The sequence below is a fragment of the Amycolatopsis sp. NPDC059235 genome (assembly GCF_042754125.1).
GTDB classification, from domain to species: domain Bacteria; phylum Actinomycetota; class Actinomycetes; order Mycobacteriales; family Pseudonocardiaceae; genus Amycolatopsis; species Amycolatopsis albidoflava.
In genome coordinates this window covers 46,305-65,321 of the sequence record NZ_JBHZAG010000025.1, presented here as the reverse complement: position 1 = coordinate 65,321, position 19,017 = coordinate 46,305, and the positions used below count along the sequence as shown (strand labels likewise).

At 66.7% G+C, this 19,017-nt stretch carries 20 protein-coding genes and 1 tRNA gene; 13 read left to right on the top strand and 8 right to left on the bottom strand.

Annotated elements, in window-relative coordinates; translation table 11 throughout:
• The first annotated feature begins 205 nt into the window (after positions 1-205).
• The 4 genes from ACFXI3_RS18735 to ACFXI3_RS18720 all read left to right on the top strand — a co-directional run bounded on the left by ACFXI3_RS18735 (position 206) and on the right by ACFXI3_RS18720 (position 4,514).
• Positions 206-1,141 carry a ParA family protein gene (locus ACFXI3_RS18735; protein WP_378400749.1) on the top strand — a complete coding sequence of 312 codons (936 nt, stop codon included), beginning with the start codon at positions 206-208 and terminating at the stop codon, positions 1,139-1,141.
• Positions 1,138-1,791 (top strand): hypothetical protein, encoded by a 654-nt coding sequence (locus ACFXI3_RS18730; RefSeq protein ID WP_378400748.1) that lies wholly within the window; start codon positions 1,138-1,140, stop codon positions 1,789-1,791. The genes ACFXI3_RS18735 and ACFXI3_RS18730 overlap by 4 nt, the downstream gene beginning before the upstream one ends.
• 6 nt (positions 1,792-1,797) lie before the next feature.
• Positions 1,798-3,201, top strand: coding sequence for a CBS domain-containing protein (locus tag ACFXI3_RS18725; RefSeq protein ID WP_378400746.1), 1,404 nt, complete (start codon positions 1,798-1,800; stop codon positions 3,199-3,201).
• A 101-nt stretch (positions 3,202-3,302) separates the two neighbouring features.
• The gene (locus ACFXI3_RS18720; RefSeq protein WP_378400744.1) at positions 3,303-4,514 is read left to right on the top strand and encodes an MFS transporter; all 1,212 of its coding nucleotides are present in this window, start codon (positions 3,303-3,305) and stop codon (positions 4,512-4,514) included.
• Here ACFXI3_RS18720 and ACFXI3_RS18715 read toward each other — a convergent pair.
• Positions 4,462-5,352 (bottom strand): polysaccharide deacetylase, encoded by an 891-nt coding sequence (locus ACFXI3_RS18715; RefSeq protein ID WP_378400742.1) that lies wholly within the window; start codon positions 5,350-5,352, stop codon positions 4,462-4,464. The genes ACFXI3_RS18720 and ACFXI3_RS18715 overlap by 53 nt on opposite strands.
• Positions 5,353-5,409: 57 nt before the next feature.
• Here ACFXI3_RS18715 and ACFXI3_RS18710 point away from each other — a divergent pair, with 57 nt between their 5' ends.
• The 3 genes from ACFXI3_RS18710 to ACFXI3_RS18700 are packed head-to-tail and all read left to right on the top strand — an operon-like array spanning position 5,410 to position 8,131.
• The gene (locus ACFXI3_RS18710; protein WP_378400740.1) at positions 5,410-6,198 is read left to right on the top strand and encodes an IclR family transcriptional regulator; all 789 of its coding nucleotides are present in this window, start codon (positions 5,410-5,412) and stop codon (positions 6,196-6,198) included.
• Between the two features lie 46 nt (positions 6,199-6,244).
• On the top strand, positions 6,245-7,336 hold the full coding sequence (locus ACFXI3_RS18705) for an NADH:flavin oxidoreductase/NADH oxidase (RefSeq protein WP_378400738.1): 1,092 nt from the start codon (positions 6,245-6,247) through the stop codon (positions 7,334-7,336).
• Positions 7,337-7,360: 24 nt separating this feature from the next.
• Positions 7,361-8,131, top strand: coding sequence for an alpha/beta fold hydrolase (locus tag ACFXI3_RS18700; RefSeq protein ID WP_378400736.1), 771 nt, complete (start codon positions 7,361-7,363; stop codon positions 8,129-8,131).
• 3 nt (positions 8,132-8,134) lie between these two features.
• Here the strand turns inward: ACFXI3_RS18700 and ACFXI3_RS18695 are convergent, their stop codons facing one another.
• Both ACFXI3_RS18695 and ACFXI3_RS18690 read right to left on the bottom strand, forming a co-directional pair.
• Positions 8,135-8,866 carry an SDR family NAD(P)-dependent oxidoreductase gene (locus ACFXI3_RS18695; RefSeq protein ID WP_378400734.1) on the bottom strand — a complete coding sequence of 244 codons (732 nt, stop codon included), beginning with the start codon at positions 8,864-8,866 and terminating at the stop codon, positions 8,135-8,137.
• The gene (locus ACFXI3_RS18690; RefSeq protein WP_344280473.1) at positions 8,863-9,180 is read right to left on the bottom strand and encodes a hypothetical protein; all 318 of its coding nucleotides are present in this window, start codon (positions 9,178-9,180) and stop codon (positions 8,863-8,865) included. The genes ACFXI3_RS18695 and ACFXI3_RS18690 overlap by 4 nt, the downstream gene beginning before the upstream one ends.
• A 70-nt stretch (positions 9,181-9,250) precedes the next feature.
• Here ACFXI3_RS18690 and ACFXI3_RS18685 point away from each other — a divergent pair, with 70 nt between their 5' ends.
• Positions 9,251-10,084, top strand: a complete 834-nt coding sequence (locus ACFXI3_RS18685; protein WP_344280476.1) for a LysR family transcriptional regulator — start codon at positions 9,251-9,253, stop codon at positions 10,082-10,084.
• Here the strand turns inward: ACFXI3_RS18685 and ACFXI3_RS18680 are convergent.
• Positions 10,067-11,029, bottom strand: coding sequence for a hypothetical protein (locus ACFXI3_RS18680; RefSeq protein WP_378400732.1), 963 nt, complete (start codon positions 11,027-11,029; stop codon positions 10,067-10,069). The genes ACFXI3_RS18685 and ACFXI3_RS18680 overlap by 18 nt on opposite strands.
• Positions 11,030-11,142: 113 nt before the next feature.
• Between ACFXI3_RS18680 and ACFXI3_RS18675 the strand changes: the two genes are divergently transcribed.
• Both ACFXI3_RS18675 and ACFXI3_RS18670 read left to right on the top strand, forming a co-directional pair.
• Entirely contained in the window at positions 11,143-11,682 is a 540-nt protein-coding gene (locus tag ACFXI3_RS18675) for a helix-turn-helix domain-containing protein (RefSeq protein ID WP_378400730.1), read from the top strand.
• Positions 11,683-11,871: 189 nt separating this feature from the next.
• The gene (locus ACFXI3_RS18670; protein WP_378400728.1) at positions 11,872-12,759 is read left to right on the top strand and encodes a carbohydrate-binding protein; all 888 of its coding nucleotides are present in this window, start codon (positions 11,872-11,874) and stop codon (positions 12,757-12,759) included.
• Here the strand turns inward: ACFXI3_RS18670 and ACFXI3_RS18665 are convergent.
• Positions 12,756-13,712: a LysR family transcriptional regulator gene (locus ACFXI3_RS18665; RefSeq protein ID WP_378400726.1), complete on the bottom strand. Its 957-nt coding sequence runs from the start codon at positions 13,710-13,712 to the stop codon at positions 12,756-12,758. The genes ACFXI3_RS18670 and ACFXI3_RS18665 overlap by 4 nt on opposite strands.
• 177 nt (positions 13,713-13,889) lie before the next feature.
• On the opposite strand from ACFXI3_RS18665, the gene ACFXI3_RS18660 reads away from it, so the two are divergent.
• From ACFXI3_RS18660 to ACFXI3_RS18650, 3 genes are all read left to right on the top strand, one after another.
• On the top strand, positions 13,890-14,441 hold the full coding sequence (locus ACFXI3_RS18660) for a hypothetical protein (protein ID WP_378400724.1): 552 nt from the start codon (positions 13,890-13,892) through the stop codon (positions 14,439-14,441).
• Positions 14,442-14,500: 59 nt separating this feature from the next.
• Positions 14,501-14,896: a hypothetical protein gene (locus ACFXI3_RS18655; protein ID WP_378400722.1), complete on the top strand. Its 396-nt coding sequence runs from the start codon at positions 14,501-14,503 to the stop codon at positions 14,894-14,896.
• A 105-nt stretch (positions 14,897-15,001) separates the two neighbouring features.
• Positions 15,002-16,762 (top strand): chitinase, encoded by a 1,761-nt coding sequence (locus tag ACFXI3_RS18650; RefSeq protein ID WP_378400720.1) that lies wholly within the window; start codon positions 15,002-15,004, stop codon positions 16,760-16,762.
• Between the two features lie 219 nt (positions 16,763-16,981).
• Here ACFXI3_RS18650 and ACFXI3_RS18645 read toward each other — a convergent pair whose 3' ends face one another.
• The 3 genes from ACFXI3_RS18645 to glpR form a co-directional block, all read right to left on the bottom strand.
• Positions 16,982-17,266 (bottom strand): hypothetical protein, encoded by a 285-nt coding sequence (locus ACFXI3_RS18645; protein WP_378400719.1) that lies wholly within the window; start codon positions 17,264-17,266, stop codon positions 16,982-16,984.
• Between the two features lie 695 nt (positions 17,267-17,961).
• Positions 17,962-18,034: transfer RNA gene (locus tag ACFXI3_RS18640), tRNA-Ala, on the bottom strand.
• Positions 18,035-18,106: 72 nt separating this feature from the next.
• A complete protein-coding gene (gene glpR, locus ACFXI3_RS18635; RefSeq protein ID WP_344280782.1) occupies positions 18,107-18,922 on the bottom strand; it encodes a gephyrin-like molybdotransferase receptor GlpR in 816 nt (271 codons plus the stop codon).
• Positions 18,923-19,017: the final 95 nt, after the last annotated feature.

Sequence of the window (19,017 nt, the reverse complement as noted above, 5' to 3'; positions counted from 1 at the left end):
AGAGTCGCCGCGCCTGTCTACACCTAGCGCACGAGTACGACAATCGGCCTACTTCCCTGCGCCCGTTAGTGTCGATGTACCGCCTTGTCGGTTGTCATCGTCGCTTGGCTTCTGCAAGGGTCGGGACAGCTTGGCGAACCTCGTTGAACCCTTGCACTCCACCACCGTCGGACACGAGACAAACGGGGAGAAGATCATGCGGGTCATGGCGGTCATGAACTACAAAGGCGGCGTGGGGAAAACGACACTGACCGCCAACCTCGGCGCCGTGGCGGCCAGGCGCGGATTCCGCGTCCTGCTGCTCGACCTCGACCCGCAGACCAATCTGACTTTTTCTTTCTTCTCCATCGACGAGTGGCACAACCGGCTCAAAGACGGCCGCACGATCAGGAAATGGTACGACACCGAGGTGCCGGGGAAGGACATCTCCCTCGCCGACCTCATCGTCACGCCAGAACGGGTCAACAAGACCTTCCGGGACTCCGAAGGCCGGCTCGATCTGATCTCTTCCCACCTGGGCCTCATCGACATCGATCTCGAACTCGCCGCACGCCTGGGCGGAACCACCACCATCGACGGATCCAAGCGCAAGTTCCTTGACCTGCACAGCTGCCTCCGCGACGCGCTGAAGAAAGCCGACTTCCCCGGCTACGACCTCGTCCTCATCGACTGTGCGCCGAACTTCGGGCTCGTCACCAAGACCGCGATAGTCGCCAGCGACCGGATCCTCGTCCCCGCCAAAGCGGACTACCTTTCCACCCTGGGACTGGACTATCTCGTCGGCAACTGCGCCAACCTGGTAGAGCAATTCAATGACTACGTAAACCACAAGGGCGGCAACGCTGACTACCGCCCGATCCGACCGCAGTTTCTGGGCGTCGTGTTCACGATGGTCCAGATCTATTCGCAGCAAGTCACGGCGGCACAGCAAATGTACATCCAAGAGGTGCTGGAAAACTCCGAGGTGCCCGTCCTCGAGAACAAGATACGCAACAGCCCGCGCCATTTCAGCGATTCGGGAGAAGGCGGCATACCGGCGATGGTGAGGGGAAGCGGATCCGACGAGGTGACCAGGGAGTTCGATCAACTGGCCGACGAAGTCCTCGACTCGCTCGGACTGTTCTCGGACAGTCACCGGTGAACACTTTGCACACGGTCGCCGCACTGCAGGCGCGCGTGTGGGAATTTCTCGAACAGCAGGACGAACAGACTCTTCTCGCGATCACAGAGGGGCAAGCACGCTTGGCCGTCCTCCACCGCGACGGCGAGTCCCCGGAGCCACAGCCGCATACGACGGTCAGTCGCTCGCCGGCCATCTCCACGGATCCGCTGAACATCGCGAGAGAACTCGCGATGCTGGCTACCGAAGAGGAACGCCGGACGTTCCTGAACTCGACCAGACTGCCCGTAACCGATCTGCGACAGGTCGCGAAAATCGCGGGGCGAAAGAGATACAGCAAGCTCAACCATGCTGATCTCGTAACTTTGCTCGCAGGAGACAGCCCGCACCCGCCGCCGGCACGCGCCCCAGGCCCGGCAGCAGAGGCTGAACCCGCACCCTCGAACGCCAAGGCCGCAGCCATCGCCAACCATCTCCGGCACACCGAGACCGAGGAAGAGGGCGCGGACTATCTCCGTGAGCAAGGTCTGAGCAGGGAAGACCTTCTTGCCGTCGCCGCCGATCTGCAGCTCACGAGGGTAAGCAGGCTGAGCCAGACGGAACTCGTCAGAAGAGTGCTCAAACAAGCGATCGGCGCACGCCGCAAATTCGCCGGGCTACGAAAATGGTGACTTCTCATGTCCAGTGAGACTGACGACGAAAATCCCAGTAGCCGCTCGATGTACCTGATCGAAGGCCGCCGGGTCACGGTTTCAGATCTGCTCGACGCGGGCCTCCTCCAGGCAGGCGACACTCTCCGGTTCGCACGCACTCGAATCGGCGTCGCTTACGACGCGACAGTGACTGACGAAGGCCGAATCCGGCTTAGGTCAGACGGGGAAGAGTTCCGCTCTCCCTCCCGGGCCGCGATGGTCGCGGCCGGTATGCGCGCGGTTGACGGCTGGCGCGCATGGCAAGTAGTCGAACAGGACCGATTGCTGGACAGCCTTCGGCAAGAGTTTCTCGACCGCGCACTCCGTGACACGGCCAGCACGACTCAGCGGCAAGCTGAAGACGAGGACCGCCAGCACATCCACGAGCGATTGAGACAAGCGCGAGGTCGAGCCGATCGGCAAGATCCGGAACGCATCTCGGTACGGGAACTGCTGTCGTTCTGGCGCGCGACAGGACGAGGCGACCAGGTGAGCCAGATCGAAGCCGATCTGGCCAACCACGGTCTGGTGACGTCACCCAATTTCCGCGCGGTGACCCTCGACACCATGGTTTTGCTGACCATCCCGCGGGATGACGCCGAACCGTCCGACCCGGAGACACCGCACGAGGTCGACCCCTTGCCCATCACAGAAGACGACGAGGCCGGCGGCGACCTGAACGTCCGGTTGACGGTGGGGAACCTGTCACCGTTGGACGGGGTGGCGTCCGTCCGGCCCGACAGCACCTTCGAGGAAGCTGTCACCAAGATGATTCTCAACGACTTCTCCCAGCTCGCGGTCCTCAACGGACCGCACAACCTGCGCGGTGCCGTAACCTGGAGATCGATCGCGCAGGTTATGCACGAGGGGCCGGACAGGCGTTTCACTGACGCGATCGACCCGCACGTGGAAGTTGTCGCGTACGACCGCGATCTGCTCGATGTTCTTCCGATGCTGCAACAGAAAGAATTTGTCTTCGTCAGAGACGAAAGCAGAGCAGTCAAGGGCATCGTCACGACCGCGGACGTAGTGCACAGGTTTGGCGAAATGGCTACGCCGTTCCTTCAGCTGGGCGAGCTGGACCAGACCCTCCGCTGGGTGCTGCGCCGGACGTTCGACGTCGAGACTGTTCAAACACTGTGCAATCGCGTGATCACCAGCTTCGACAAGCTGACCATCGGCGACTATCAGCGGGTCCTTGAGAACAGGAACGCCTGGGAGCAGTTGGGATGGCGGCTCGATCGGTCTGCTTTCATCACAAGACTGGAGGAGATTCGGCACCTCCGCAATAAGGTAATGCACTTCCATTCCGATCCGGTGCCCGAGGATACCGTCGATAAGTTGCGGAGATTCAACACGATGCTGCATCGATTTCGCGGTTCAGCCTAGCCTGGGCATGGTCGCCGCCGGTGTCGTCACGACCCTGTGCCGCGGCGTTCGATGCTCGCGGCGTTGACTTCGAGTTAGGTTGAAGTTCTACCTTCGGCGTCGTGACCGAAACGACTGACGCCGAAGTGCGGCGCCCACCAAAGTCCTTGCTGGCGACGCTGCTCGGCGTCAGCACCATGACCATCATGGCCAGCGCCACGATCACGCCCGCGCTGCCCGGCATGCAGCAGCACTTCGCCGCCGAACCGCACGCGGAACTTCTCGTTCGGCTGGTTCTCACGCTGCCCGGGCTGGCGATCATGGTGTCCGCGCCGCTGCTGGCCAAACTGAGCGGCCGGACCGGACGCGTGCCGGTGCTGCTCGCCTGTCTGGCCCTCTACACCGTCGGCGGCGGGTCCGGTCTGCTGCTGGATTCGCTCCCCGCGTTGCTCGTCGGACGGGCCGTGCTCGGGATCGGCATCGCCGGGATCATGACGACCTCGACCGCGTTGATCGCCGACCATCACCACGCCGACGAGCACGGCCGGGTGCTCGGATTGCAAGGCGCGGCAATGGGTTTCGGCGGTGTCGTCGCCCTGCTGCTCGGCGGTTTGCTGGCCGCGGTGGACTGGCGAGGGCCGTTCGCTATTTACCTGCTGGCGATTCCGATGCTGGCCCTCGTGCTGCGATTCGTGCCGGACGCACCCGTCCAGCCAGCCGATCCGACGGACACCACCACGGCCGCGTCGCCGTGGCAGCCACGGCTGCTCGGGTTGTACGCGCTGATCTTCATCGGCGTCGTGGTCTTCTACACCGTTCCGACGCAGGCCCCGTTCTGGCTGGCCGAAGTCGGCGGCGCGGGACCGGCCGCCGCGGGAGCGTTGATCGCCGCGGTCAATCTGGTGATGACCTTGGTGGGCCTGAACTTCCGCCGGCTGCGCGCTCGGTGGTCCTTCCCGATGCTGGCGATCACGATGTTCGCCGCGTTCGCCGTCGGGCTGGTCGTGCTCGGCACCGCGGGCGCGTTGTGGACCGCCGCGCTGGGCATGGTCGTGGTCGGGCTGGGGATCGGGCTGCAGAACCCGACCGTCAACGGCTGGCTGGTCTCGACGGCCGCCCCCGGCGTGCGGACGAGGTCGTTGGGATTGCTGACGTCCGCGTTGTTCCTCGGGCAGTTCTCGTCGCCGCTGATCGCGCAGCCGGTGATCGACGCCGTCGGGATGGGGACGACGTTCGTCCTTTCCGGAGCGTTAGCCGCGGTCGTCGGCGTTGTCGTGGCGGCTATTCACTGGCGACGGGTTCCGAAACGTAAGCCGCGACTTGAGCGTGCGTAGCGAACCAGACCCCGTCGTGCGAAGCGATGTGCTCCAGCAGTTCGGTGAGAATCGCGATGCGGGAACGATGTCCGATGACGTGCGGATGCATCGTGAGCTGGAAGAGGCCGCCCTCGGCCAAAGCCAGATCGAACTCGTCGCGCCAGATCGACAACACTCCCCGCGGCGGGGTGTACGGGCGCTGCGAACCGAAGCGATCCATCACGAAGTACGGCGCATCGTCGCGGATCCATTCCACCGGAAGCTCCACGATGCCGGTCGGTTCGCCATCGGCGAGGATCTCGTAGCAGTCGTCGTCCGCCATCAGTGACGAGTCGTAGGCCAAGCCCAGTTCGCGGATGATCGGGAGAGTGGTTTCGGAAAAGTCCCAGGACGGGGTGCGGATGCCGACTGGACGCGTGCCGGTGAGCCGCTCCAGGGTGTCCGCGGCCCGGAAGGTGAGCTCACGCTCGGCTGAAGGCGGCAGTTGAGCATTGCTTTCGTGGATCCAGCCGTGCAGCGCGACCTCGTGTCCGGCGTCCACATAGGACTGCGCCTCGCCGTCGTGCAGCAACGCCGACACCGCGGGCACGAAGAACGTCGAAGGCGCCCCGAACCGCTCAAGCAGCTTCAACACCCGCGGCACGCCGACCCGCGAGCCGTACTCCCCCTGCGACAGCTTGCCCGGCAGCACGTGACCTTCGCGCAGCGCGAGCGTCTCGTGGTCCGAATCGAACGACAACGCCACGGCCACTTTCGCACCGCCCGGCCAAGATTCCGGCCGCAACGGCCGCCCGGCTCGCACGCGGTTGACGTGGTCCCGCCAGGTTTGCTCGCTCCACTGCCACGGTTCGGTCATGCTTCCTCCCCAAGACGACGCGCGTCCCCATCGTATCGCTGTGCCACGATGAGGCACATGCGCGAAGAAGAAGCCGACAAGCCGGGCGTCCGGTCGATGAACAGTGTCCTCAGCACGCTGCGCGTCTTCGAGGAAGTCGCCCAGCGGCAGCCGGTCGGCGTCTCCGAACTGGCGCGCTGCACGGAGATCCCGAAGAGCACCGTCCAGCGCGGCCTGATCACGCTTCAGCAGGCGGGATGGCTGAAAGTCGTGGACGAGGAACGCGCGCGCTGGGGTGTCGCGCCGAGGGTGCTCGCGCTCGGGTTGCGCGACTGCGGGAAGCCGGACCTCAAAGAAGTCGCCGGCCCGACCGTCAAGCGCCTCGCGGCCGGGACGAACGAGACCGTCATGCTGGCCGAGCGCGACGGCGACAGTCTCGTCGTCGTCGCCAGTCAGGACACCGACCAGATCGTGCGGGTCGTGCTGGATGTCGGCACGCGGGTGCCGATGCTCGCCACCTCCGGCGGCACGGCGATCATGGCGCTGCTCGACGAATCCGAGGTCGAGGAGCTTTTTACCCACGAACTTCCCGAGTTCGCCCAGACTCCGGCACTGGATTTCGCCGCGCTCCGTCGGGACATCGCTCAGGCCGCGAAACGCGGGTACGCGCTCAACGGGTCCTCGTCGTGGTTCCGCCCGCAGGTGTCGTCGATCGGCGCGGCCATCACGGACGCGGCCGGACAGCCCATCGCGGCGATCACGCTCGCCGTTCCCGACATGCGGTACACCCGCGCGCAGGAAAAGACCTTCGCGCCGCTGGTCGTGGCCGCGGCGGCCGAGATCAGCCGCCTGCTCGCCGCTGGCTGACCAGCAGGTGTGCCGCGATGCGGAATGAGGCGTACCGTGTAGTGGCATGAGCGAGTTCAGCGCGTCCAGCGCGGAGTTCCCGGAAACCACCCCGTTGCGCTTGCGCGACGTCACCTTCCGCAACCGCGTCTGGATGTCCCCGATGGCGCAGTACGCGGCCGGCCCGGACGGTCTGCCGGCCGAATGGCATCTGGCGCATTACGGCTCCCGCGCGATCGGCGGCGTCGGGCTGGTCATGGTCGAGGCCACCGCGATCAGCCCGGACAACCGGTGCACGCTGGCCGACCTCGGGCTCTGGAACGAGGAACAGGCACTCGCGCACCGGAAGCTGACGTCGTTCGTCTCCGGTCACGGCGCGGTTCCCGCGGTGCAGCTGAACGCCGTCGGCCGCAAGGGATCTCACCAGGTCCCGTGGGTCGGCGACGGACAGAACGGACCGGTGCCGGTCGCGGACGGCGGCTGGGAGCTGATCGCGCCGTCGGCGATCCCGTTCGGCAATCTCGCGATGCCCCGCGCGGCCACCGAGGCCGACCTTGACCAGGTCGTCGAGGACTTCGCGCACGCGACCCGGATGGCCGGGCTGGCCGGTTACCAGGCCGTCGAAATCCATGCCGGGCACGGCTATCTGCTGCACCAGTTCCTGTCCCCGCTTTCTAACCAGCGCACCGACGACTACGGCGGGAGTTCGCGGAACCGGATGCGCTTCCCGCTGCGCGTGGCCCGCGCCGTGCGGGAGGCGTTCCCCGAAGACAAGCCGGTTTTCGTCCGCATCACCGCCACCGACTGGGTCGAGGAAAGCGTCACGCCCGACGACGCCGCCGAGTTCGGCAAGGAACTGGCGGCCATCGGGATCGACCTGCTCGACGTCACCTCCGGCGTGCTCGTGCGCGATCGGGGCGCCCGGCCGCCGGACCGCGAGGGCGTGAACGTCGATTTCGCCGCCGCGCTCAAGGAATCGTCCGGGCTGGCGGTCGCGCCGGTCGGCCAGATCACCGACCTGAGCGCCGCGGGCCGGATCATCCGCGAGGGCAAGGCCGACGCGGTCCTGATGGGGCGCCCGCTGCTGCGCGATCCGTATCTCGCCTTGCGAAACCAGCCCAAAGACGCCTGGCCCGTCCGCTACCACCGCGCTTTCTGAGACCGTCGGACAAGGAAGATCACCATGAATCGCGAAACCATCCGGCCGGACGGCACGAAAATCCGTTACACCGCAACCGGTCCCGCCAACGGGCCCGCACTGACGCTCATCCACGGCTGGGGCTGCGACCGCCGGGATTTCGACACGATCATCGAGCACCTCCCGCCCGATGCCCGCGTGCTGGCCGTCGACCTCGCCGAGCACGGCGACTCGCGGTCGGATCGCGACACCTGGACCATCGAGGAATTCTCTCGCGACGTCGCCGCCGTGCTGGCCGCCGAGTCGGTCGATTCCGCCGTCGTAGCCGGGCATTCGCTCGGCGGAGCGGTCGCGGTCGAGACCGCCCGGCTGCTTCCGGACATCGTCACCCAGGTCATCGCGCTCGAAGCGTTGCACTACTTGAACTTGTTCCCCGCGCAGAGCGAGAAGGACGTCCAGGCGTTGCTGCGGCCGTTCAGGGAGGACTTCGCCGGTGCGATGCGCGGCATGGTCGAAGCTGGCTCTCCCGAAGGGACCGATCCGTCCTTAGTGGACTTGTACACCAAGAAGATGGGCTCCGTACGCCAACCCGCCGGCCTGCACTCGCTCGAAGGCTTGGCGCGCTGGGACATGGACGCGGCGCTGCGCGAAGCCACCCAGCCGGTCGCGCTGTTCGCCGTGCGCTCGATCATCGCCAAGGAGGCGATCGACCGCTACGGCGACCGGGTCCGGATCGAGCTGGTCGACCTCGGCAGCCACCACTTCCCCGTCGAATCCCCGGTGGAGACCGCCCAGCTCCTGGCGGGCGAGCTTTAGGAATTACGCCCGTCGTCCGCCATCGACCGACAGCGTGGTCCCGGTGACGTACGACGCGGCGTCCGAGCACAGCCAGACCACGGCCGCGGCGGCTTCCTCCGGCGTGGCCAGCCTGCCGAGCGGAGTGATCGCCTCCTGCCGGGCGATCATGTCGGGGTCGCCGGCCCAGTTGTCGAACCCCGGCGTCCGCGTCGGCCCCGGGCACACCGCGTTGACGCGGATGCCTTCCGCCGCGTAGTCCACCGCCGCGACCTTGGTCAGGCCGACGATCCCGTGCTTCGCCGCGACATAAGCCGGAGCGTTCGGGATCGCGTACAAGCCGCCGTTGGACGCGACGTTCACGATCGCGCCGCCCTTCAGATGCGGCAGTTCGTACTTCATGCAGAGGAAGGTCCCGGACAGATTCACCTGCACCACGCGCTCGAACTCGGCGAGTGTCAGCTGGTCGACGCGTTTATGGGACGACAAACCGGCGTTGTTCACCGCGAAGTCGAGCCCGCCGTACGCCTCGACCGTCTGCTTGACCGCGGCCTGCACCGAGGGCTCGTCACCGATGTCGACCCGGACGGCCAATGCCTCGCCACCGTCCTTCTCGATCAGCTCGACGGTCTCCGCCGCTGCGGCTTCGTCGATGTCCAGCACGGCCACCGACGCCCCGCCTCGGGCGAACTCGATCGCCGCCGCCCGGCCGATCCCGCTGCCCGCCCCGGTGACGAGCCCACGCCGCCCGCTCACGAGAGCGACTCGTGGTTCGCCCAGGCCACGCGGTACGAATGCCGCGCCTGCCACCGGTCGATCACCTCGTGCAGTTCGGGCGCGGTGAAGCTCTTCGCCAGCGTGTCGAGGTCGGCGACGGTGACCTGGACGATCGCCGTCGCGATGAGCGCCGGGATGGCGTCCTCGCCGGGGATCGGCAGGTGCCGCCGGGTCTCGACCGTCTCGGCGAAGCCCGTCGCCAGCATGGCCTGTTTGATATCGCTGAGGTACTGATCCAGCTCGGGGTCCGGAATCGGCCGGTCGAACGAAACAATCATCGTGTGCGTGATCATGCCTCAAGTTTTGCCCGCATCCCGGCTGGACGTCCAAGACCGATTCGCTATTTGACGATAACCTGGAGGCATGGCTGAGCTAGAGACGCGCGAACTCGAGTACTTCCTGGCGGTCGCCAGCGAGCTGCACTTCGGCCGGGCGGCCGTGCGGCTGTCGATCGCGCAGCCGGCGTTGTCGAAGGCGATCCAGCGCATCGAAACCCGGCTCGGCGTGCAACTGTTCGCCCGCTCCAGCCGCCACGTCGAACTGACTGCGGCCGGCGAGGCGCTGCAGGAACACGGACGGCACGCGCTCAACGCGGTCAGCGCCGCCGCCCGCAACGCCCGCCGCGCCGGGGAGAGCCACCTGCGCCTGGTGCTCAAACCGGGCGGCGACGCCGGACTGCTATCCGGAATCCTCGCCGAATACTCCCGCCATCCCGACGCCCACCAGGTCGACATCCTGTTCAGCGGCCCCGCCGACCGCACCGATTTCCTCCTCAGCGGACGCGCGGACGTCGGCCTCCTGTTCATCCCGTTCGACGACCTGACCGGGCTCGCCTACGAAACCCTGCACTTCGAGGACCGCGTCGCCATCGTCCCCGCCGCGCATCGGCTGGCCGAACGCGAATCCGTTCGACTGTCCGATTTGGACGGAGAAACGATGCCGTCGTGGAAAGGGGTGCCCGGGGTCGAGGGAACCGGACCCGAGGTGGCGGACGTGGTCCAGCTGCTGCACCTCATCTCACTGGAGCGGATGGTCGGCGTGCTGCCGCGATCGCTGGTCGACCAGGTCCCGCCGGGGGTCGTCTGCGTGCCGATCGCGGACGCTCCGCCCAGCCAGCTGGTGCTCGCCTGGAACGAGCAGGACCGGCGGCCGCAGGTGGCTTCGTTCGTGAACGCGGCGCTAGATTCGGTTCGATGAAGCTCGTTTGAAAGCCGCTAGCAGCAACACCGCCACCGCGATCGCGAACCCGATGTTGCCGAGCAGCGCGGTCGTTCGCGGAATGTCCATGTCGCGCGCATGCTGCCAGCCGACCCAGACGTAGGTGACCAGGGCACCCGCGGCGAGCGCGAGCCGATGCCGCGCGCCCCATCCGGCAGACCGGCACCACCGGAACACCAGCGCGACCGCCGCCGCGACCAGCAAACACCACCCGGCCGCGACTACCCGTTGCGAGACCCCGTCCGGCAGGAATTCCCGGCACCACACCAGACTCGTCACCCCGAACGCCGCGACCCCCACGACCGCGGGTGCGGGAGCGACGCCGTCCCGAGGCGGCACCGATCTTCTGCCCAGCCAAAATCCCAGCACGACCAACCCGGCGACGGCCGCGAACGACCACCCCAGCTGACCGGCCGAAGCGACAAACCCCGTCGATGCGATCTGCATCGCGCACAACGCCGCCGACCCGACCACGAACACCACCGCGACCACCGGCAGCCCGACCTTGCCCAGCCAAGGCTGAGTGCGGTCCCGGCAGAAGGCTTCCACGATGGCGATCGGCACGCAGATGCTCCAGACCGTGTGCATGGTCAGCACGTCCTGCAGCATCTGAACGCTCGTCCCCAGCGGCGGGACGTACGTTTCGGCGTACGCAGCCGCGATGTCGAATCCGCCGTAAGCCGGATTCCACAGCATCATGTCGATCGGCCCCTCCTCCAGCAGCGCGTATGCCGCCGCGAACGGGACGATCGCCGCCCAGCCGCGCCCGGTGCGCCGCGCGACCTCGCGGATCAGCAGCGCGCCGCCGCCGTACATGGGCGCGAACAGGAAGAGCGACCCGACGTCGGTCACCGGGGTGTTGCCCAGCAGGTACTCGCCGACCAGCGGAGCGAGGAGGAAGAGAGCGACTGCCGGCCTGATCACGCGAACCAGGTTAGGGCGGCGGAGCGGGCGAAACATCGGTCCGAGGTCGATCGCGGATAGCCGTCGGGCTAATTGCGTTCAGTCCTGCGGCTAGTGCTGTCATGCTGGTTCGCGTGGACGACATCATCGCCGAGATCGGCCCCCGGCTCCGGCTCTTCCGGCGGCAGCGGAACCGCACGCTGGAAGAACTGTCGACCGCCACCGGCATCTCCATCAGCACCCTCTCCCGCCTCGAATCCGGCCGGCGCAAGGCCACCCTCGAACTCCTGCTCCCCATCTCGCGCGCCCACCGGATCCCGCTCGACGAACTCGTCGGCACCTCCCCGCTGCAACCGGTCACCCGCAGCGACCGGACCGTCGTGCCGCTCACCCGGCAACCCGGCCGGCTGCAATCGCTCAAGATGATCTTCGACGCCACTCAATGCGAGCCCGCTCCGCGCACGCACCCCGGCCACGAGTGGTTCTATGTGCTCAGCGGCAAGGGCAGGCTCGTGCTCGGCGAGCACGACGTCGTCCTCAAGGCAGGCGAGGTCGCCGAATTCGACACCCGGATCCCGCATTGGTTCGGCAGCACCGGCGACGGACCGGTCGAAATCCTCAGCCTGTTCGGCAAGCAGGGCGAGCGCATCCGCGTCCGGGCCAAGCCGCGCTGACTGCTCCGCTTGGCAGCATAACCCCGGGCGCGCGGGAAAACCTATGCCCCCGCTGAGCTGCACTGATCGGAACACACCGTCGAAAGTCGGTGCCTGACAACAAAAATCCCGACTTAACATCCGTGTCCCGCGGACGGACACCCTTTTCCCTCCGCGCGTTTCCTTCGCCTACGACGAGGAGATGCATCGATGCGGAAACTCTTTGCCCTGCTCACTTCCGCCCTGACGGCCGCGGCTGTCGTCGCCGGCAGCCCGCCGGCCTCCGCGGCTCCGGACAGCGGCGTGGTGCCCGGGCTGACCGGTGCCGCCGCGAAGTCCGCCGCCGGAACCGCGGCGGACAAGTTCCTCCAGCTGCGCCGCGAAAAAGCCGGCCGCAGCGTCAAACCGCGGCTCGACGCGCAAGCGCACACCTTCTGGGGCCCCGAACCACAGCTGTCCAGCGGCGCGGACGGAATTCTCGTGACGCACAGTGTCGTCCCCGACCTCCGCCTCTCGAACAGCGCGGACGTCGTCTACGCCCCGACCGTCAAGCCCACCGGCCATTCCTGCATCGAAGTCGTCACCGCGTACGGACTCGACCAGGGCGGTCAGGTCTGGGCTTGGGACTGGTGCGGGACGATCGGACCGGCGAAGGTGGTCCCGCTGGACAGCTCGTTCCTGTCTAACTACACGTCCACAGTGGACGGACACCCGGCGTTCACCGTCCAGGAAGTCCAGACCGACGCGGGCGCCAACAGCTGGACGGCGTCGCTCTACAACGTGAAGACCGGCAAGTGGGACGACCTGTTCACGCAAAGCGGCAGTGACCAGAGCACCCTCAACGAGGGCTGGGACATCTTCGAGCTGTACTCGACCGTCGACCCGTCGACCGGCCAGGCGTACTACTGCTCGGACGCGAAGGGCAAGGTCTTCGAGTCCAGCCAGCTGCAGTTGCGCATCGGCGGCCAGTGGACGCCCGCGACGGAGTCGAACTCGCCGTTGCAGCCGACCGCCAACCCGAACCCCAGCGATTACAGCTGCTCGTCGCTGCAGTTCGAGGTGCCGTCGCCGAACAGCAACTGGCGCGTCACCGTCTAGGCCCCGGCCGGCAGGAGTGCGTGCCACCAGCGGTCGAACGCGGCACTGCACCCCTGCCGGTTGGCGTAGTCACCGGCCACCTTCCGGGATATCGCACCGACCCTCTCGGTGACCGCCGTGCCCGGCCGGTAACACAACCGCAGCTCCTGCCACAGCGGCGCGTCCTCGATCGCCCGCACCACGATCCCGCCCTGCCGATCCTCCCGAGTCGCCAACGCCGGCGCGACCGCCATCCCCTCGCGCACCAGGTCCAGCAAAGTAGCCAAGCACTGCGGCCGATGCGGCTGATCGAGCACAACCCCGCGCTGCCGGCAGACCTCCTGCAAGTACACCGACCACCGAGTCGTCCACGGCGGATCGTCCGCCCACGGATACGCGGCAAGCTCCTCCAGCGGTATCTCCCCGCGAGAGGCCAGCGGATGATCTTCAGCGAGAATCACGAAAACCGGCTCCCGCGCCTGCATCACTACACTCTCGACGCCGTCCGGAAAGATCCGATCCGGAAGCGGCGCAAGATAAACGAGCGCGAGATCAAGTTCGCCGTCCGCGAGCGCCGCCAACGTACGAGCCTCGTCCTGCTCCTCGTGCACCCGCACCGCGGGACACCACGGTTGATCCCGCAACCACCTCGCCAGCGAAAGATGCAAAAACCCGCTGTACCCGCCGATCCGCACCGCCTCGGCCGACTCCCGCCGCACGCCAGCCCGCTCGGTCAACGCGGACATCCCAGCCAGCACCGCGCGTGCGTCCGCGACGACGTCCTCCCCGAGCGCCGTCGGCACACAACCCGTCGGCGATCGCGCGAACAAACTCCCGCCGACCGACCTTTCGACCCGCCGCAGCAACCCGGACAACGCCGGCTGCGAAACGTGCAACGCCTTGGCCGCGCGAACGAGACTGTGCGCGTCGGCGATGGCCACGAGCGCGCGCAGATGGCGCAGTTCCAGCTCCATGACTCCTCCGGCCGCAACCCCTCGCCTGGTCACTGTAACGCCGAAGATCGTGAGGAATTACCGACGCGAGTCGGTACTCCGCCGCCGAATCACTCCCACGGCTGTCCCCCGAGAGAAGGAGAAACCCGAAACTCCAGGGGGAACCGCCGCTCAGCACCGGCGGCGAGGCTGAACGCCATGGACAACACCGCGTTCCGCAGCCTCCCCGGAGTCCCGCGATGGGCGAGGTGGTCGGCACACGCCGTCGCCCTGCTGAACGTCCCGTCCGGGCTCTGGCGGCTCGGCCTGGCCGCGGGAATCCCGTTCGGACTGGCCGAATCAGAGCTGACCGCCATGAAAACCCCCGGCTGGGGATCGCTCTACCTGGTCTTTCTCACCGTGCTGTCCGAAGGGCTCGGCTTGCTGGCCCTCGGCCTGATCCAGCAGTGGGGCGAAACCTGGCCACGCTGGATCCCGTTCGCGGGCGGCAAACCGGTCGACTCCGCCAAGGTCGTCATCGTCTCGTCGATCGGAGCCGTCGGCACCACGATCTACGGCGGGCTCTACGTGTATACGACCTTCAACGCCGAGATGGCCGGCACCGCCTGGGCGAACCCGCTGATCAACGCCGTCTACCTGCCGTTGCTGGCCTGGGGACCGCTGCTGGCCGCCGTGACGTGGCACTACCACCGCCGGACACGCAGGTCAGTACCCGTGCCCGATCAGGCACCCCTGGCCGGACTTGATTGACCTCCCCGCGGCCGAGCCCGGACGCTCGAGGCCCATATCCGCATAACCTAGGGGATTTCGTGACGGCGAAAACGTGGCTCGCAGCACCAGCGATCCTGCTGAGCGTGGCCGCGTGCGGTTCGACCGACGTGACCGGCTCAGCCGTCCCGCCCACCAGCACCGCCCCCAAGCCGTCCGGTCTGCCCGAGGCGCTCAAGGCCGCGGAGTCATTGCACGACGCCTGGGCCAAACCGGGCATCCCCCTGCCTCCGCAAGGAAAAGTCACCGTCGACGAGGTCAGCGCGACAGGAGACCAGGTCACGGTGCCCGACACCGCCGTCAAACTCGACGGCCGCACCCTCCACAGCCTCGAACTCATCGGCTCCACCGGAAACACGGGTTCGTTCAGCCTCACCTTCAAGGTCCAGAAGCACGAGGCGGCCTGGTACGTCCAAGGCTTCGACCTCAACGCCTGATCCCGGACGGAAAGCCGACTTTCGTCGGTCAAATAGGTCTGGACAACTTGATGAGTGGTCTAGACAATAGCTAGCCAGGGGTCGCATCGGACCGGAGGAACCGCAATGAAGCGTGCTCGTTTCCTCGTCGTGCTCCTGCTAGCCGCCGCCGGACTTGTCGTCGGCGCGCCGGCACAGGCGGCGAACCTGCTCGCCAACCCCGGTTTCGAAGCCGGTTCGACGTCCGGCTGGACCTGCCCGGCAGGCGCGGCCGTGAAGACGCCGGTGCACTCGGGAAGCTACGCCCTAGCCGTCACCCCCGGCGCGTCTGACCAGGGACAATGCGCCCAAACCGTGTCCGTGCGCCCGAGCACGACCTACTCGGTTTCCGCCTGGGTCCAAGGCGCACCGGTGTACCTGGGCGTCACCGGCGGCTCCTCCACTTGGACGAACGCTTCGACGTACAGCCAGCTCTCGCTGTCCTTCACCACCACCGCGACCCAGACGTCCGCCGAGCTGTACCTGCACGGCTGGTACGGCGCCGGCACCTACTACGCGGACGACGTAGCCCTAGACGGCCCCGGCGGCGACACCCCTGGTGCACCAGGCGTCCCGGGAACCCCCACCGTCGGCACCGTCACCGACACGTCGATCGCCCTAACCTGGGGCGCAGCCACAGGCACCGTCACCGGCTACCGCGTCTACGAAGACAACACCCTGCGCGCCACCGTGCCCGGAACGTCCACGACGCTTTCCGGCCTCACCGCCTGCACCTCGCACAGTTACTCGGTGACCGCCTACAACGACAAGGCCGAATCCGCCCACACCGCAGCCGTTTCCGCGACCACCAGCGGCTGCACCAGCACTGGCCTGCCCAAACACGCACTGATCGGCTACGTCCACGCAAGCTTCGCGAACGGCTCGGGATACATGAAGCTCGCCGACGTCCCGAACGCCTGGGACATCATCGACCTAGCCTTCGCCGAGCCAACGTCAGTGACCTCAGGCGACGTCCGCTTCAACCGCTGCTCGACCACCGAATGCCCCGGCGTAGAAAGCGACGCGGACTTCATCGCGGCGATCCGCGCGAAGCAGGCGCAAGGCAAGAAGGTCCTGATCTCGATCGGCGGCCAAAACGGCGAAGTCCAGCTGACGAGCACCGCCGCCCGCGACAACTTCGTCAACTCCGTCGCGGCGATCATCGACAAATACGGCTTGGACGGGCTGGACGTCGACTTCGAAAGCCAGTCGCTGTCCCTGAACTCGGGCGACACCGACTTCCACAACCCGACCACGCCGGTGATCGTCAACCTGATCTCGGCTCTGAAGACCCTGAAAGCCCGCTATGGAGCCAAGTTTGTCCTGACAATGGCCCCCGAAACCTTCTTCGTCCAGGTGGGCTACCAGTTCTACGGCGGTGCTGGCGGGGGCGACAGCCGTACCGGTGCCTACCTCCCCGTCATCTACGCGATGCGCGACGACCTGACTGTGCTGCACGTCCAGGACTACAACTCCGGCCCGGTCATGGGATTGGACAACCAGTACCACACCATGGGCGGCGCGGACTTCCTGATCGCGATGACTGACATGCTGAAGTCCGGGTTCAAGGTCGCGAACACCGGCCAGACCTTCCCCGGCCTCCGCGAAGACCAAATCGCAGTCGGCCTACCCGCGGCCGTCAGCGCAGGAAACGGCTACGTCTCGCCGCCCGAAGTCCAAACCGCCGTAACCTGCCTGGCCCACGGAACCAGCTGCGGCTCATACACCCTGCGCGGTGGCCCATCGCCTGCGTTGCGAGGGTTGATGACTTGGTCGGTGAACTGGGATCGGTATTACGGATGGGCGTTCCAGAACGCACACCGGCCATTCCTTGACGGACTCGGTTAAAGCCGACCGCGTCACGAACCAAACCTCCGCGCTCTCGGCGAGCACCAGCTTGCCATCTGTGGAACTGAGGGGGATGGAACCCCCTGACCTTTTCGATGCGAACTGGCGGAGCAAGCTCAGTATCGATGTTGTGCGCGGTCAGAGGGGCCGTTGTGGATCATGGCAGCTGTCCCCAGTCACTCCCGTTGCTGCACCTCGGTGTTGGACAGCTTGTTTGGGTTAGTTTGGCGGCCTGCCGTCCCAGTTGCCGCCAATGAAGTCATCCCGGTTGTCGGAACCGTTCCACTGCTGCTTGGGCAGATTTCCCCTGAAGTCGCATCCTGTACATACGTCTTCCCCCTGGATGTGCCCCTCGTACCAGGCGTGCACGGCTGCGTGAACAACCGCGCCACGAGCGTCAACCTCACCCGCATCATAGGCGGCCATGCTGTTCTCGATGATCATCGCCAGCACCGGGGAGTCGCTCGCGGGAAACGGCGGCGAAGGGAACCGATCAGCGTCCATGCGGACGATCCTACGTGACTCACAACACACCCGGAGCCGATTTCTGCTGATCGCCGATTGCGCGCGCAGTCCCCGCGATCTTTGCCGCGCCTTGACAAGTTCGGACGGTGCCAACCAGGAACCCCGGTCCCCTGCTACGCCAGACCGGGCATGCCACCAACACCACCCACGAGCATTCGGGCGCGAGGCGGGTTTACCGCCGGTCGAAGCCGTAAAAATCATCTCGGCAAGCAGCGAGAGGGCCACATCAGATCGCGCGCCACGTGGTCGCGCCCGATAGCTTCACACGCTATCCACACGACTGTCGGGAGCACGTTCGCCGACGGCCGCGAGAGCCCGCCGACCGTCGGCGGCTACGGCGCGATGACGGTCATCGGCCGGCCGCTGCGGAAGCCGCGGCCGTTAATTCTTCGCGCTGTGGCGCGCCGAGAACCTGGGTCCGGTACCGGTGGTGGTCGACCAGACCCCGCTGCACCTGTCCGATGAGGGCACCGGAGAGCAGACGAAGCGCACTCAGGAACTACTCGCCCGAATCGGGACGGGGGTCGCCGCCGAACTACAAGGTCTCGTCGAGCAGACCCGGGCCGCGCTCAAGAAGCTCAGGACAGCCTTCAGCGAGACTACTGCTGTACTTTGCTGCTGTACGACACGAAAAAGGCCCTTCCCGAATCCCGGGAAGGGCCTTTAATCAACTGTGGAGCTGAGGGGAATCGAACCCCTGACCTTCTCGATGCGAACGAGACGCGCTACCAACTGCGCTACAGCCCCTAGGAGCGTGAGCCCCTGTCGTTCAGTGCTTGGAAAGCTTAGCAGCGCCCTCCAGGCACCGAACAGCGGGGGTCACTCTCCGACTGCCCGGCGGTACGGGCCCGCGGTCGGCTCGGCGAGTTCCTCGAACGCGGGGTCCTCGTCGTCCAGGTCGACCACGACTGCCTGGCGGCGGATGCGGGACATCGGGGACGGCTTGCGCTCCACGATGTCGCGCGGCACCTCGGGGGCGACGACCTCGACGTCTTCCTCTTCCTCCTCGAAAGAGTCGTACGCCTCAGGAGAAGGGGCAGGAGCCGTCGTCGAGTAGCGGGCCATCCGGCGCTGGCGGATCTCGTTCTCGATGCGGACCTGACGGCGGAGGTACACGAGGTAGCCGACGAGGGCGATGTCCACCGCGGCGTGCGCCCACCAGGCGAGCGAGAGCGCGAATCCGGCGATCGCGGCCGTGACGACGGCGGCGATCAGCAGGATGACGACCACTCGCTGACGGAATGCGTACTTGGCCTTGGCCGCGATCTCCGCCGCTTCCGGGTCGAAGCCGCCTCGGCCGGGCCGGTAGCTGCGGCGTTCGCGGCGCGGCGCGGCGGCACGTTCCGCGCGCGCGGGCTGCGGGAGCGGCTCCGGCTCGGGTTCGGGCTCCTCGTCCAGGTCGGCGTCGAGTTCCGCCTCGAGTTCGGCGAGATCATCCTCCACCGAAGGATTCGCATTGTCGGACACGGCGTCGTCCTCCTGTCCCTCGTTGCGAGCACTGCCCCTTCGCACTACCCGGGCGGCCAGCGCGGAGGTTGGCGTCCGCGCGACTTGCTGGCGTTTGCGAGCCACCATGGGCACGAGAACGACGAGCCATGCCGCGGCGAGCGCGACGATGATCACCGAACTGGGCATCTCCCGTCACCTCCCCCGATCCTCTGCTGTAGTCACGCTAGCCACAACAGTCACACAGGAGGCGCAGACTCGCCGGGTTCGATCACGAAAATGCA